10 protein-coding genes, 1 tRNA gene and 1 pseudogene are annotated in these 15,163 nt (G+C 35.5%); 3 read left to right on the forward strand and 9 right to left on the reverse strand.

Annotated elements, in window-relative coordinates:
* Positions 1–552: 552 nt before the first annotated feature.
* Positions 553–1,471 (reverse strand): annotated as a pseudogene (locus NMK50_RS03895) (serine aminopeptidase domain-containing protein).
* A 272-nt stretch (positions 1,472–1,743) separates the two neighbouring features.
* On the opposite strand from NMK50_RS03895, the gene NMK50_RS03900 reads away from it, so the two are divergent.
* On the forward strand, positions 1,744–2,238 hold the full coding sequence (locus tag NMK50_RS03900; RefSeq protein ID WP_254770942.1) for an Hsp20 family protein: 495 nt from the start codon (positions 1,744–1,746) through the stop codon (positions 2,236–2,238).
* A gap of 875 nt (positions 2,239–3,113) precedes the next feature.
* Positions 3,114–3,605, forward strand: a complete 492-nt coding sequence (locus NMK50_RS03905) for an NADPH-dependent FMN reductase (protein WP_254770943.1) — start codon at positions 3,114–3,116, stop codon at positions 3,603–3,605.
* A gap of 1,892 nt (positions 3,606–5,497) precedes the next feature.
* Here NMK50_RS03905 and NMK50_RS03910 read toward each other — a convergent pair.
* Positions 5,498–5,574, reverse strand: a tRNA-Pro gene (locus NMK50_RS03910).
* A gap of 633 nt (positions 5,575–6,207) precedes the next feature.
* On the opposite strand from NMK50_RS03910, the gene NMK50_RS03915 reads away from it, so the two are divergent.
* Complete coding sequence (locus NMK50_RS03915; RefSeq protein ID WP_254771174.1) at positions 6,208–6,561, forward strand: iron-sulfur cluster assembly accessory protein; 354 nt, start codon at positions 6,208–6,210, stop codon at positions 6,559–6,561.
* Between the two features lie 96 nt (positions 6,562–6,657).
* Here NMK50_RS03915 and mazG read toward each other — a convergent pair whose 3' ends face one another.
* The 7 genes from mazG to NMK50_RS03950 form a co-directional block, all read right to left on the reverse strand.
* Positions 6,658–7,479, reverse strand: a complete 822-nt coding sequence (gene mazG / locus NMK50_RS03920) for a nucleoside triphosphate pyrophosphohydrolase (protein ID WP_254770944.1) — start codon at positions 7,477–7,479, stop codon at positions 6,658–6,660.
* Between the two features lie 29 nt (positions 7,480–7,508).
* Entirely contained in the window at positions 7,509–8,438 is a 930-nt protein-coding gene (locus tag NMK50_RS03925) for a lipid A biosynthesis lauroyl acyltransferase (protein ID WP_254771175.1), read from the reverse strand.
* A 6-nt stretch (positions 8,439–8,444) separates the two neighbouring features.
* Positions 8,445–9,473 (reverse strand): zinc-binding dehydrogenase, encoded by a 1,029-nt coding sequence (locus tag NMK50_RS03930; protein WP_254770945.1) that lies wholly within the window; start codon positions 9,471–9,473, stop codon positions 8,445–8,447.
* A 65-nt stretch (positions 9,474–9,538) separates the two neighbouring features.
* Positions 9,539–10,813 carry a beta-ketoacyl-ACP synthase gene (locus tag NMK50_RS03935; RefSeq protein WP_254770946.1) on the reverse strand — a complete coding sequence of 425 codons (1,275 nt, stop codon included), beginning with the start codon at positions 10,811–10,813 and terminating at the stop codon, positions 9,539–9,541.
* 14 nt (positions 10,814–10,827) lie between these two features.
* Complete coding sequence (locus NMK50_RS03940; RefSeq protein ID WP_254770947.1) at positions 10,828–12,003, reverse strand: beta-ketoacyl-ACP synthase; 1,176 nt, start codon at positions 12,001–12,003, stop codon at positions 10,828–10,830.
* A gap of 9 nt (positions 12,004–12,012) precedes the next feature.
* The gene (locus NMK50_RS03945; protein ID WP_254770948.1) at positions 12,013–12,297 is read right to left on the reverse strand and encodes an acyl carrier protein; all 285 of its coding nucleotides are present in this window, start codon (positions 12,295–12,297) and stop codon (positions 12,013–12,015) included.
* Positions 12,298–12,482: 185 nt separating this feature from the next.
* Positions 12,483–14,810 carry an NADP-dependent malic enzyme gene (locus NMK50_RS03950; protein WP_254770949.1) on the reverse strand — a complete coding sequence of 776 codons (2,328 nt, stop codon included), beginning with the start codon at positions 14,808–14,810 and terminating at the stop codon, positions 12,483–12,485.
* Between the last annotated feature and the right edge of the window lie 353 nt (positions 14,811–15,163).

A 15,163-nucleotide genomic window follows, 5' to 3' on the forward strand; every position in this document is an offset into this window, starting at 1 on the left:
ACATCCTTTATCAAGAATACAGCATATTAGTTGTTAGTTGGTTAAATTCGAAATGTATGTGACATTGAAAAAGAAAAGAAGTGTTGAAATATTTCAAAAGCGATTCATTACAGCTTCTTGTTTCTATTTGTTCTTTTATTCTGACCCGTGCTCCTTTACAGGAATTATAGGATATGCACTTTAAAAACTATCTCTACCGGGAAATCAGAGTGGTGTTATATTAATCACTCCTTTTGAAAAGCTCATAGGATAAAGGAGAGCTCTTATTGCTTTTTATTTTCATATACCCTTGTATGCAGATTATAAACGTTTAGAGTGTCATTATAAAACAATCACTCTAAAGAGATAAAAAATCATATTACCTTTGTATAACAATTAAATCATATTGCAAGTAACTATTTGGTCTCTATTATTAAAACAGCTTTTTTACAGTGTAAACAAAAGACCTTAAAAGGGCCTTTCATATAAAAAAGACCTTTTTAAATCCTATTGTTCATTTAAATATCAATATATTTTTTCTATAAAATTGAATTATGGTTTTATTAAGAAACGTTACTTTAGCACTATATCATTGGGAATAAATGCATCAAATGCAGCCCAAAATTGTTTTTTGTAATTTTCTTCATGCATGATTGTATCAAGTTCAGCACCTGTAATGGTTATACTCTCTGTCAGCCGTGCGTGTTGGCATAACCGTCGTGTTTCAATGTTGTTGGCAATATTATTTTGATTCGCAAGAATAAACAGTGTGGGAATTTGTAGATGCCCATGAAGTATATTTTTTTTTATAGAATCAATTGCATTAAGTACTGATGCCATCCATTTGGATGTTGGAGCTTTGATCAAGGGAATGTTTTTTTTTTTGAGGGTGTTTCAATTGCATATTTGCTTGTTTTGTGTGTGTGAGTTTTTTTCCCCCTTTAACTGGTAAGAATCCAAGGCCTATATCAGTAAGAAGTTGCGTTAATTTATGCTGAAAGCCATTTGTGTTATTGCCCAATGGAGCAAAGAGAGGAGAAACGCAGAGCATTCTATTAAATTGATGATTAATAAAATCTAATCCGCCAAGGGCTATCAAACTCCCCATACCATAGGTTAGCATATAGTAAGGTGGTGGACAATCACGACAAACAATCTTTTTAAGAAATACATGTAAATCATTGATATCACTGTTAATATCAAAATAGTTGTGTCGGATTTTTTGTTTCTTATTGAATTGCAATTTTTCTCGACCAAACCAATCAAATATTGCTGTAGAAAAACCGCGTTTAGAAATTTCATTTATTGGTAATAAATATTCTTCTATAGCATTTGCATAGCTTTCGAGAATAACAATTGTTCCCTTAGAATTTTTTCTTTCGGGATATGTTACTACAAAACGAATTTCACGATCCATGGCTATTTTAAGGTAGTTATTATGGATATGAGAAGAAGAGAGAGTACAGTTCGTGGAATAAAGAGGTGTTTCCAATTGGCATCCTTTACAGAGTATTTTGCAACTTATTGCAAAGTGAGATAATGAGAGGATAGACATTTATGTCATGATGAAGAATGGTTAAGAAACGGTTATGTTGCTTTTCTGTCTTATTACAAATTAAACACAAAAGGGTTGAAATAGCATAAAACTATTACCAAATAAACAATGTGGTCGCCATTTTGGGGTCGCTGGTTCACAAGTTAAGTTTGCCATTTGGGAGCTTTGTGAATCATTTAATTGTAGTCGCTCTAAAGGAGGGCAATGTTATGCGTCAAGTAGACTTTTCACCATTTTATCGTTCAACAGTGGGTTTTGACCATCTTTTAAACTGGTTTGATTCCAGAACACAACCAGATGATATTTCTTCTTATCCACCCTATAATATTGAGCGTTTAACTGAAGATTCTTATAGAATTTCTATGGCTGTTGCTGGTTTTTCTCAAGATGAAATTGATATCGAAACGCATTGTAATCAGCTGATCATTAAGGGTGAGAGAAAGCCTGACAATGATGATAAAGAACGGGAATTTCTTTATCGAGGCATCGCTTCGCGTGCTTTTGAGCGGCGTTTTCATTTAGCTGATCATGTTAAGGTTATTGGAGCAGAACTTGGTGATGGACTTCTTCATGTTCAGCTTAAAAGAGAAATGCCGGCCGAACTCAAACCAAAAAAGATAACGGTGCAGACACCATTTTCTGTAAAAAATGATAACAATCATGCTATACATAAAGCAAGTTTAGAAACTGAGAAAACTGAATAATTATCAATATCTTAAGAGAGTGATGTGACGCGAGACAAGAGTCTCGCGTTTTTTATATTCTTATTGAAAAGAAAATTCTTTATCCTCAATTTATAATCGTTATTCTATCACACTTCATTGTAAACTGAAAAAACGGAGTAGGTTTTAAAAAATTCATATCTGTATAATAAAACAATAATTATAATTTAGCATGAGATTTTTACGAAATTTGTATTCAATAGGAACAGAAAGATTTAGGTGGAAATATGTGATAGTTCTTTGTTTTTATGCATATTTTTTGTCATTAAATGTGTTGTTTATAAAAGTGTATGTTGATACCTAAAAATTTGAAAATATGAAAAACTATAAGAGGCAAAATTTTTGAGGTGAAAAGTAAAAAAAGCAGAAGGTTTTGAAAAATTCAAATAAAAAATGAAAATCACACTGAAATTAGTGTAAAAAATATTTGATATATAAAAGGATTTCTTTATTTTTTATGAAGTAAATATAAAAGATATTAATAAATTTTTATGTATTTATCTTAATAGATAATGTTCTTTCTAATTTTTTATAGTTTTTTTATATATTTTAAATAATTATTGTTTGTTTTATATAAAAAATTAATTAATTATTATTTGATAATTTCATTATTTATATATCTTATTAATATAAAAATATTATATATTTATTGATATAAGATTTTATAATTAGCTATATTTATGAGTATTATTTTACTTTAAAATAATTTATTATTTTTTATGTTTATTTATTTTATACTACGTGATGCAATCACGATTGATGTTATTATAGATGGCGTATTTATATCAACCATTTTATTTACGATCCTTTATAAGCATTTAGTCAGACCTGACGGGAAAATATAAAGGAGAATCCTATTGAATATTGCAATTATTTTGGGGTCAATACGTCAACCATCATTAACACGAACCTTAGCGAATTACTTGGCTGATTGTCTATTGATGCGGAGGGCATCACTTCATTGGGTTGATTTTCGTGAACAGCCTTTGCCGATTGCTGATCCAGATTATCATCATTGTGTAGAGGATAACCCAAGTGTTGTGGTACGTCAGTTTGTTAAAAAAATCGCAGCAGCTGATGGTGTCATTCTCGCTAGCCCCCTTTATCAAGGGTCTTATTCGGGTGTTTTAAAAAATGCTCTTGATAATTTGGCTTATGATACTTTTTTAAATAAACCTGTTGGGCTTATCTCCCATGGTAGTACAACCAAAAAATGTGCACAACCGTGTGAGCATTTATTACCAGTGGTGCGTACACTTTATGGTTATGCGCTACAATGTCAAATTGCTTCGGCTAAAGAGGATTTTGCATCGGATGATAAAGGTCTGTACATGGAGAGTCATAAGTGAAAAAGTACGGACACGTTGTGAACGGCTTGCTAATGAAATGTGCGCATTTTTAAGCCAAAATGGTGGGAGATATGATAAAAAATGATGAGCAATATTATTCTTTAGGATAGGTGGTTAGGGATATTTATCTCTTTGTGTCAATCGCTAGCGCTACAATAAGTGAGTGTTGCAGCGTGCTTTCTTTTTTATCTTGAGTAGATTGAGGTATTACAAAACTATATGTGTATGCCGTTGGATTATGTGCGTGCTTCATGGCTCAGTTTTTAGAAGTTGTGTAGCAAGGATATGGGATAACATATTGTATATTGTGGATTCATTCGTCTATCTATATATTTTCTTCCGCGTTAATTGAGAGCAATTGGTTTTTTTTTGCTAAAGCAGCGCGTGTTTTGCATATTTTGGATTCCAATGCTCTTGATAAAATGATTGTTGATTGCGTGTGCAACAAGAAGGTTGATTTCATAGCAGTGAAATGAGGATAAAAAACAATAATAAATGGTTGGCAGTGGCTTATCCATCAGGAAATAAGCTAATCGGTATGGGATGTAATGAAAGGTTGTGGAATAAAGAAAGTTGTGATTATTTGAGATGGCGAATTAGGGTAGGGATTTTTTTCTATTTTTTTGAAGGGTGAATACTCATTCTGATAAAGACAATATCAAATCAGTCAAAATCTTTCTATGGTTCAGCTGTATGGTGTCGTATAAACGGCAGGAATCCATTAAAAACGAAGCCCCATATCTACCTGACTAAAAAACGTGTAAGACATGTTTCTTTCGATATAATCAGTAAGCAAAAAAATAACCTTATAAAATAAGGAAGAAAAAATTATAGAAGAATTATGCCATAAATCATTAATGATTAAAGAGAAAAATTATCATACACGGAAAGTGCAAAGGGTGTTATAATACAACTTGGTTTAAATATGTGTTTTCTGATGCATAAGTTCAGCTTGTTGATGGCATTATCTATTCAAATTAGCTGGTTAAGGATCTTGTATGCAGGTGCTATTTGTAATGAAGAATTTCAGGGTTAATTTCGAATGAAGAGCGACTGAAAGCGACAAAACCATTATGATCATGTAAATTTATGAGGGCTATGTTGAAAAAGATTTGCCCAAAACGTAAATTGTGATCTGAATTATACGTTGTTTTTTTAATTGCTGCGAATCTTTAAAATTAACATTACACCATGCCAATGATACTATAGTGCCGACGTGTTGATATTTTAGAATTGCCTTGAGAAAAAAATCTATTTTGTATTATACACTAAGGCTTTGCAAAGAGTGAATTGGATTTTTTCTTAAAAGAATATGGAAAATTAAAAGATGGCAAGGCATGTTTTGAAACCCTAGGAATGGGGATAAAATTTACTGAAAAAGCTGTGGTGAATTGACGGAAATTCAAAATAGGGGAGAAAAATTGTTGTGTGCACGTAAGGATGCTTTGTAAATTATGATTGGGTGAATTCTTGGTGCTTTTGGATAAGTCTTCCTTCAAGAGTATTTTATTTAAGGAAACAATGTTTATTTTTAGGGGGCAAAGCCGTATTAAAAAAAAACGGTAGTTATTTTAAAAAATTACTCTTCTCTTTGTAAAAAATTGAGATTAGAGATGGTGTTCTTTTCGGTAACAATTTCCCCTTCATATTCTACATTTGCTTATTTTAGGCAATAAATTGGGGTTTTATGCATAAAAGGATGAGATCTGAAATCTTTATTTTGCAATTGAAATTGCCTGTTTAATTTTCAAAGAGGGCTTTAAATAACCATGTTGTAAAAGTTTCTTTGAAAGGCACTGTAAAATCCCTTAAAATAAATTGGTACGAAATTTCATAATTAAACTTGGTGAAAAGATTAGGCATATCTTATATAATGTGTTTTCTCAGAAAGATGGTCGGAGCGGCGGGATTTGAACCCACGACCCCTTGACCCCCAGTCAAGTGCGCTACCAAGCTGCGCTACGCTCCGAGCCTGCATAAAACGACTAAACGACTGTTTCTTTAAAGGCAAGAGAAAAATAAACAGAATGAAATCTAAAATATTCTTGCATTTTTTAAAAAAGCTCACAATCATAAAATGATTTTTTTACTTCATTTTATGATTTGTTGAGAGATATTATTAATTTTTTTTCTGTTGGATTTATTGATTTTATAGTGCGTTCTATGCATGTGTTTATTGAGTTATTTTTGATGATTGTGGAGATATAAGGTAAGTTCTATGCACTGCTGATTCTATTCTTTTTTTCGAATGTAATTGTTTCGAAAGAAAAATAATGCCTTTTAAAAGTTTCAGTTGGTTCATTGAAATTTTTTCAAAAAAGTAAGCACTTTTATAAGCATAATAGCAAATTTATAATATAGAAGATTCTTTTGGGTTGGTGATTTTTAGAGAGTATTTTATAGCTCTTGAGAAAAATAAAAAAGAAATATTGAAAATTATTCAATCAATAAATCCAAATCATCCAATATGAGGCTTTTGTCATGATAAAAAGAGCAAAATATTTCCATTTATATCTTGTGATTTGGTTTTTAATATACCAGATAAATGCGTATAGTAGGTGAAACATTGTCAAAGGTTTTGTTGAGCAGAAAAGAGTAAATGATGAGCCGTTTTTCGGTAGTAAATTTAACGGAAGCAGCAGTGAATCGTGTTAAAGCGATTATGGATGCCAAAGGGGCGCGGGGTATTCTTATTGGTATAAAAAAAGGTGGTTGTGCGGGGATGGAATATACAGTTACCCTTGTAAAAGAAGAGGGGATAGATGCTGATGTTGTTGAAGTGAATGGTGCCCGTGTTTTTATAGCACATGATGCCGTTTTGTTTTTATTAGGAACGCAGGTGGATTACGAAGTGACAGCATTTCGTTCTGGTTTTGTATTTAAAAACCCTAATCAAGTTTCAGCATGTGGATGTGGTGAATCAGTAGAACTCCGACCTGTCATACAAAATCAGTGAAATAAAAGATATAAAGCCAATTGAGCGCTATAAAGAGATTTTATTAAGTAATTCAGTATTTTAATAATTTTTTAGGTTGGTAAAATCTGATTTTTCTTATTTCTCAGTTTTGGCCTTATTCCAGAGGCCTTCCATTTCGCTCAAAGAGGTATCAGCCAGTGTTTTAGATTGCATGGATATATTGTCTTCAATATAGCTAAAACGATTTCGAAATTTTTTGTTGGTTTCTTTTAATGCTTTTTGTGGATTAATATTTAAGTGGCGTGCAAAATTAAGTAGGGTGAAATAAAGGTCACCAAATTCTTCTTCTATATCTGATGTTTTATTCTCTTTGATTGCTTCTTTAAGTTCAGTAAGTTCTTCTTCTATTTTTGCAAAAAAATGATGATTCTCATGCCAATCAAATCCCACTTTAGCAGCGGTTTTTTGTAAAGCGAGTGCTTCTTGTTCTGCGGGCTGAATTTTTTTTACTTCTGCAAGAATGCTTGTTGTAAAATTGTTTGAATAACCTGTTTCTTTGCACCATTTTTTCTGTTCAGTGCGTTCTGTTTTTTTTATCTGTTCCCATTCTTCCGCTATAAAACCACGTTTTTTTTGCTCTGCATTTCCAAAAACGTGGGGATGACGACGAATCATTTTTGCAGTGATTGCGTAAACAACATCCTCAAAAGTAAAGCTCTCTTCTTCTTGCGCAATTATAGCATGGTAGACGACTTGTAAAAGAAGATCACCGAGTTCATCGCAAAGATCGGTTCGGTTTTTCCGTTCAATAGCATCGATAACCTCATAAACTTCTTCGAGCATATAGGGGATAAGGGATTCAAACGTTTGTTTTATATTCCAGATACATCCGTTATCAGGATTGCGTAATGCTTTAACAATTGCGATCAGATCATTGATATCTTTTGACGCGATCATTTATGCCTTTCCTATAAATCTTTCATATATTAGTTGTCCCAACGTCTGTGTAACCAAGTCCATTGTCCAGGATATTCACGTATCCAGCTTTCAACAATATCATTTAATTTTTGCGTAGAAGCAGCTATATCAATTTCATTGTTTTCATCAAGAGGAAGTTTTATACGTTCATACAATTCTAAACGATGACGCCCTCCAGCTAACCGGATACAACGTGCTGGGTAAATATCGCAATCATATTGTCGTGCAAGTTTTATAATTAAGGGGTTTGTTTTCAGAGGTCTATTAAAAAATGTTCCTAAAACACCACGGCGGAATTTTTGATCAACGAGCATACCAACATTTTTTCCCTCTGCTAATTTGGCTGCTAATGTCCAAGCAGCACCTGCTTTGGAAGGGACAAGATGTCCCATAGAAGTTTGTCGCGCTTTTAGGACTTGTTTTGCAATATAGGGATTATTAGGGGGTCTAAAGAGCACTGTGATATTAAGACCAAAACTCTGCGCACATATAGGAAGAAGTTCGAAATTACCAGTATGCGCTGTAAAAAAAATATGCGGCTTTTCTTCATTTTTTAATCGTTGAAATATTTCAATACCCTTCACCTCAATGCGTCCGGGTTTGTCTGCATGAGGATCAAAATCAAAGATTGTATCAAGAAAAATATATTCAGCGAGAAATTTTCCTATATTCTCCCACATTTCTGTTGCAGTTGCATGCAGTTCTTTTTCTGTTTTTTCTGGGTAGGCAGCTCTAAGATTTGTGAGCGCGATTTGATGACGATGGATACGAGGGCCAATTTTTTTTGCCAACCAAGAAAAGAAAGAAATTCCAATATTACTAGGAAAAAATTTTAAAATATTTAAAGAACCAATAAGCAAGCATGCCCATAAAAAGTAAAATATTTTTTTTACTATAATTTTAATAGGATAAATAAAAAATTTAATATAAGTCTTTATCATAATTTAATCGATTTTAAGAATAATTTTACCAAAAACATCACGACTTTCCATGCGCTTTAAAGCTGTCTCTATTTCATCAAATCCAACAATTGTATCAATGACGGGATGTACAACACCTTGTGCCATTTTTTGCATGGCATTTTGCATATTTTCTATGCGACAGCCAAATGAACCAAAGATCTTCAATTGTTGTTGAAAAAGATGCATGAGGTTTAGTGGTGCTGTAACTCCAGAAGTAGAACCACAAGTGACTAATCGTGCTCCTCGTTTCATACACAAAAGAGAACCATTCCATGTTTCAGCCCCTACATGTTCAAAAACAACATCTACACCTTTTTTTTGCGTTAATTTTCGGACCACACCTTCAAAACGATCTTTACGGTAATTAATAACATGATCTGCTCCAAGAGATTGTGCTTTTGCAATTTTTTCATCGGAACCTACAGTTGTAATCACTGTGCATCCGATATGTTTTGCAAGTTGAATGGCCGTTGAGCCAATACCAGAACCACCCGCCTGTATCAGGATTGTTTCTCCCGCTTGGAGTTTTGCATTATCGAAAAGCATATGTTCGACAGTGCCAAAAGTAATTGGAGCGACCGCTGCTTGTAATTCATTACATTTTGGAGGAGCAGAGACCAATAGGCGTGCTGGCAGATTAACAAGTTCACAGGCAAAGCCATCAAGATGAAAACCGTAGACACCTTTTACATGACTACAAAGATTGTCACGTCCTTCACAACAAGCTTGGCATGTTCCACAGGTTTGTGCTCCATAAATTGAGACGATCTGTCCGCGTTGTAAATTTTTAACATTACTCCCGAGTTGTATAACCTCACCGGAAGATTCAGCACCAATTATGAGGGGCATTTTTCTTTTAGCAAAGGCCATCCCACGCCAGCCCCATACATCAATATGATTAAGAGCGACGGCTTTTATCCGCACGGTTACTTCATCAGGGTTAGGCGGCGGCGGGGGGGCAACATTGGTAATTTCAAGCTGGCGTTCATTCAATAATTGCAGTGCACGCATTATCTTTTCCCTTAAATGTATATGGCTTTTAGGTTAAGTGTGCCAAGTTTGCTCAGTATGAAAATTTAACTTTTATATGCCGTGATAACAAGACTCATATTTTGACCACCAAATCCAAATGAGTTTGATAAAACAGCATTGACATCAGCTTTACGGCTATGGTTAGGAACAACGTCTAAAGGGATGGTTGGATCAGGATCATCATAATTGATTGTAGGGGGAAGGATTCCCGATTGAATCGTTAAAAGTGAAAAAACAGCTTCTATGGCGCCAGCGGCAGTGAGTGTATGGCCAATCATTGATTTATTAGAAGAAACGGGAATATGTTTTAAAATGTCACCGAAGACTGATGATAATGCGAGATATTCCATCTTTTCATTTTCAGGTGTTGAGGTTCCATGTGCATTAATATAGTCAATTTCATTGATGGTTATTTGAGCATCATTTAAGGCTTTGCGAACGGATTCAATTGCTGGGGATGCATCAGGCTTTGAACGCGTACGATGAAAATCGTCTGCTGTTTCTCCGCAACCTGCTAAAATTCCTAAAATCGTGACATTACGATCTAATGCGCTTTTAAGAGACTCAAGAACAAGAGCGCCGGCTCCCTCTGCCATAACAAAACCATCTCTATCACGGCTAAAGGGTTTTGCCGCTTTTTCTGCAGGATCATTTTGGGTTGAAAGAGCAGATAATAATGAAAAACGAATAAGAGATTCTGCCGAAACTGAACCATCCGTAGCAATCGTAAGCGCACGATTGGTTTCTCTTCTTCGAATAGCTTCAACGCCTAATTGAATAGCTGTTGCACCAGATGCACAGGCGGTAGAGAGTGTAACAGGAAGTCCCTTTGTGCCAAATTGTTTTTGAAGATTTTCTGCAATGGCACCAAATTGTGTGGTTTCAAAGAGTTGTTCATGGGAGTTATTACGGCAGATTTCAAGAAGACGTGTATAAGAAGGTTCTCTATTGAATGTTTCTTCTTGATCAAGGGCAAAACGCGCTGTCCATTCGAGCTCAACAGGAGGAGCTGCTAAAAAGAGTGGCCCCTCAAAATTTGTTTTATCAAGAGCGGCTTGCGTTATAGCTTCCTCTGCTACGAGAGAAGCGAGTTTTTTAGAGAGAGCTGAAGCGCCAAGTGTACTTTCTTTAAGAAAATCAATGGTTCCAGCGATACATGTCTTTAATCCCTCAATAGGAAAACGTGTTATTTTATGAATGCCGCTAACACCATTTGTCAATTTGTGCCAATTTTCATGTTTGCCTTGTCCCAGTGATGTTACAACTCCCGCTCCAGTTATTGCGACAAGTGGACGTCCGAGATGATCATCATATTTCACTATAGAAATCTCCCTCAAACAGCAGTTAGGCGGACTAAACCTTCAGCTCTTGTTATGCCAATGGTCGTAATAAATGCTTCTTGTACTTCTTTAAAAAAAGGCTTTTCATGATCACTTAACGCTGGAAAACTACGTTTTTTTTCAACAGAAATGGCGGCAAGTGCAAGTGCTAAAGGAAATTGCATTTCCCGCATATAGCCAAATAATGTTGTAATACCGCGGTAAGAAATATCCGCAGCCTCAAGAGCTCTTTTTTCTGCTTTTGTTACTTCATGAAATCCTGAAGTAGCTGAAATGGTTAAAGTAGATTGCGCTGCCATTGTTTGCAGCATTGACATAATTGATTCTTCAAGCGGGATTTTTGTTCTGTCTGTTTGATCTGTCAGTATCTGATCAATTTTAGCATAAGCACGTGCATTCCGTTTTTCTGCGTGTGCTTCGCTTTCAAGGACCAAAAAGACAGCACCAGAACCAGTTATAACGCCGCCACCTGGGTACTTTTGACGCTCCCACACCGGTGTCCATCCACCCCACGTTAAAAGATTTCCAAGTTCATGCGCTAACAGTATATCATAACCTTGTGTGTTATAGGAGCTTCCAACCAGTGCATGTGTACTTTGTCCTGATCGAATGCGGGCTACGGCAATTTGAAGTGCAGAAAGTCCACATCCTTCTTCTCCCATAAATGTGCGAGAAGATCCGGTAACTTTGTGAACAATAGAAATATTTCCAGCTAAAAGATTGGATAATTGTGCTAAAAACAACGTGGGACGAAGTTCAGTCGAAAGGATTGAATTTAACATGGAAGCAGGATCAGTTGCTATACGTGCCTGTGAAAGAATTTGTGTATCAACGTCAATATCACGTTCTCCTCCACTTGCGGCAACAATCATATCCATTGTTGATGTTAATTGTTGATTATTTTTCATACCTGCATCATCAAGAGCAAGTCCTGCTGCATAAGTACCAAGGCGTTGCCACGTACCCATTTGCCGTTGATCACTTTTTTTGGGAATTTGTAAACTCCAATCAATTTCAGATAATTGATGGATAGTGTAGGGTGGAAAAGATGTACAATCAAGATTTGGTGTAACCGTAGGATCATTTAAGAGATCCCAATGATGTTCAACTCCTTCTCCCAGAGAGGTTATAAGCCCTATACCAGTAATAAACACAGCTTGATCATGCATGAAAAAAAATTATTCTGCCTGTTTTAAGGCAACGAGTTCATCAATTTTTGTACAAAGGTTTTTAAGAACAAAGTATTCTTCAGTTGCAACTGAGCCTTCGTTAACTTCTTGTGTCCACTGTTCTAGTGGAATTTTAATCCCAAAAGCTTTATCAATAGCGAAAACAATATCAAGAAAATCAAGGCTATCGATTCCTAAATCATCAATAGTATGGCTTTCAGGTGTGATTGTGCTGCGATCAATTTCACTAATTTCTGCGATAATATCTGCAACTTTATCAAACGTAGAGGGCAATGTGCGGTTCCTTATTATAGAGTTATAAATTCAAAATACACTTATTTGCTTTCTTTTAGCCTTTTTTCTCTTAAAAAAAAAGACTCCAACCAGAATATAGTTGTCTTTTCTATAGAGAAAACGAGTTTGCAGTGTTTGAAATGCTACATTTCAAGGTTATGAAAAAAATTAAAATTTTGTTGTGTTTACTTACTTTCGTTTATTATGGAATTTTTTCTATTGGCAGCAAGGACAGCAAGAGCTGTCATATTAACAACGCCTCGTGAAGTTACTGAAGGTGTCAGAATATGTACAGGACGTGAGGCTCCGATTAAAATAGGTCCTACGTGAAGTGCATTGGTTAGATTCTTTACGAGATTGAGTGTTATGTTTGCTGCATCAAGTGTTGGAAAGACAAGCAAATTTGCTTCACCTTTGAGGCGTGAATTGGGAAAAACACGATCACGAAAAACTTTGGAAAGTGCAGCATCACCGTGCATTTCACCATCGGCTTCTAAATTTGGATATAATTTGGCAAGAATTTCTGTTGCACGGCGCATTTTTTGCGCACTTTCTGTATTTTTCGAGCCAAAGTTTGAGTGTGATAATAATGCTGCTTTTGGTGTTATACCAAATGCTTCAATTTCTTGCGCAGCTAGCACGGTCATTTCTGCTATTTCTTCTGCTGAAGGATTTTCATTGACGTAAGTATCTGTTAGAAAAAGAGTACGACGTGAGGAAATCAACAAACTTACAGCAGAAAAATGACGAACATTTGCATCAAGGCCAATAATTTGTTCAATTAATTCTAGATGACGTTCAAAACGCCCTTCTAAACCGCAAATCATCGCATCAGCTTCTTTACGCATCACAGCAAGCGCTGCAATCGCTGTTGTTGATGTTCTAACAATTGTTTTTGCAACGTCGGGTGTCACACCACGTCTTCCTGTGTAGTGAAGAAATAAATGAACATAATCACGAAAACGTGGATCATCTTCTGGATTTGTAAGTTCAAAATCTATACCGGGGCGTATTCTTAAACCAAAGCGTTTTAGTCTTGCCTCCACGACATGTGGACGGCCAATGAGGAGTGGTATTGCAGTTTGCTCTTCAAGGACAATTTGTGCCGCACGAAGGACACGTTCATCCTCACCATTGGCATAGATGACGCGTTTACGTTTTGCTGTTTTTGCCGCAGCAAAAACAGGTTTCATCATTAAACCAGAACGGAAGACAAATCGATTAAGGATATCATGATAGGCTTCCATATCTTCAATTGGCCGCAGTGCAACACCCGTTTCCATTGCTGCTTTCGCAACAGCAGGGGCTATGCGCAGTATTAAGCGTGGATCAAAGGGGGAGGGAATCAGATACTCTGGACCAAAACTGGGTGGTTTTTTTGCATATGCACGCGCTGCAATATCTGAAGTTTCTTCACGAGCGAGAGCTGCAATTGCATGAACTGCTGCCATTTTCATTTCTTCATTGATCGCAGTGGCGCCAACATCTAATGCACCACGGAAAATATAGGGAAAACAAAGAACATTATTGACCTGATTGGGGTAATCAGAGCGCCCTGTGCAGATCATTGCATCTGGTCGTATGGAGCGTGCTTCTTCTGGCATAATTTCTGGTGTTGGATTAGCAAGTGCTAATATTAATGGATTTGGAGCCATTTTTTTCAGGTATTCAGGTTTTAAAACACCACCTGCTGATACACCTAGAAAAATATCTGCATTATTAATAATTTCGGATAAAGTTCGGGCATCAGTTTTTTGTGCATAACGCGTTTTCCAATGATCCATAAGAGTCTTGCGACCTTTATAAACAACGCCCTCTAAGTCGCTAAGCCAAATATTTTCAACTTTTGCTCCAAGGCGAACCAAAAGATTAATACAAGCTAAAGCTGCGGCACCTGCACCAGAACCAACTATTTTGGCGTCTTCAATTTTTTTTCCAGCTAGATTTAGGGCATTTAATACCGCTGCTGAAACAATAATAGCAGTTCCATGTTGATCATCGTGGAAAACTGGAATGTTCATTCGAGAACGAAGCTTTTCTTCTATTTCAAAACATTCAGGAGCTTTGATATCTTCAAGGTTAATACCACCAAACGTAGGTTCTAAAGCAGCTATAGTTTCTACCATTTGCTCAATATGAGGTGCATCAACTTCAATATCAAAGACATCAATATTAGCAAATTTTTTAAAGAGAACAGCTTTTCCTTCCATAACTGGCTTTGAAGCAAGAGGACCAATATTTCCTAAGCCAAGAACAGCAGTTCCGTTTGATATAACAGCGACTAAATTAGAACGCGAAGTATATTGGGCAGCAAAATTTGGATCTTTATGAATTGCAAGACATGGCGCAGCAACTCCTGGAGAATAAGCAAGAGCCAAATCACGTTGATTATCAAGAGGTGTTGTTGCTTGTATTTCTAACTTTCCAGGTTTTGGATACTGGTGATAAAAAAGTGCGGCACTATCAAGTTCAGATTTTTCTAAACTGAAATTACTATTTCGTTTTGTAGACATTTTTATGATATCCGAGTTATAGTATATGTTTATATGAGTGTTCCATTGACGATAAGACCTTATCCACTGTTAGAGTTTACTTTCTCTAACCACACAAATGCAATGCGTTGAACAAATTCTTCTAGATTGTTAAGTTAGTTTAATATTTCTTTGTTCACCATTTATGAACAATTTATTTGATATCAGCACAATGAATCTTTGCTCCTTAACCGAAATTCATGGAAATTGGTTCGTTTTTTAATAAGTAAAATATTACTGATGATTATACATTACCAAGCAGTTGTTTTTTTTGCAATGCTGGTAAGATATGCAAAGAAGAGAAGAGTATTATTATTCATATAAAATGATTGTCA

It is taken from the genome of Bartonella harrusi (genome assembly GCF_024297065.1).
Taxonomy (GTDB): Bacteria; Pseudomonadota; Alphaproteobacteria; order Rhizobiales; family Rhizobiaceae; genus Bartonella; species Bartonella harrusi.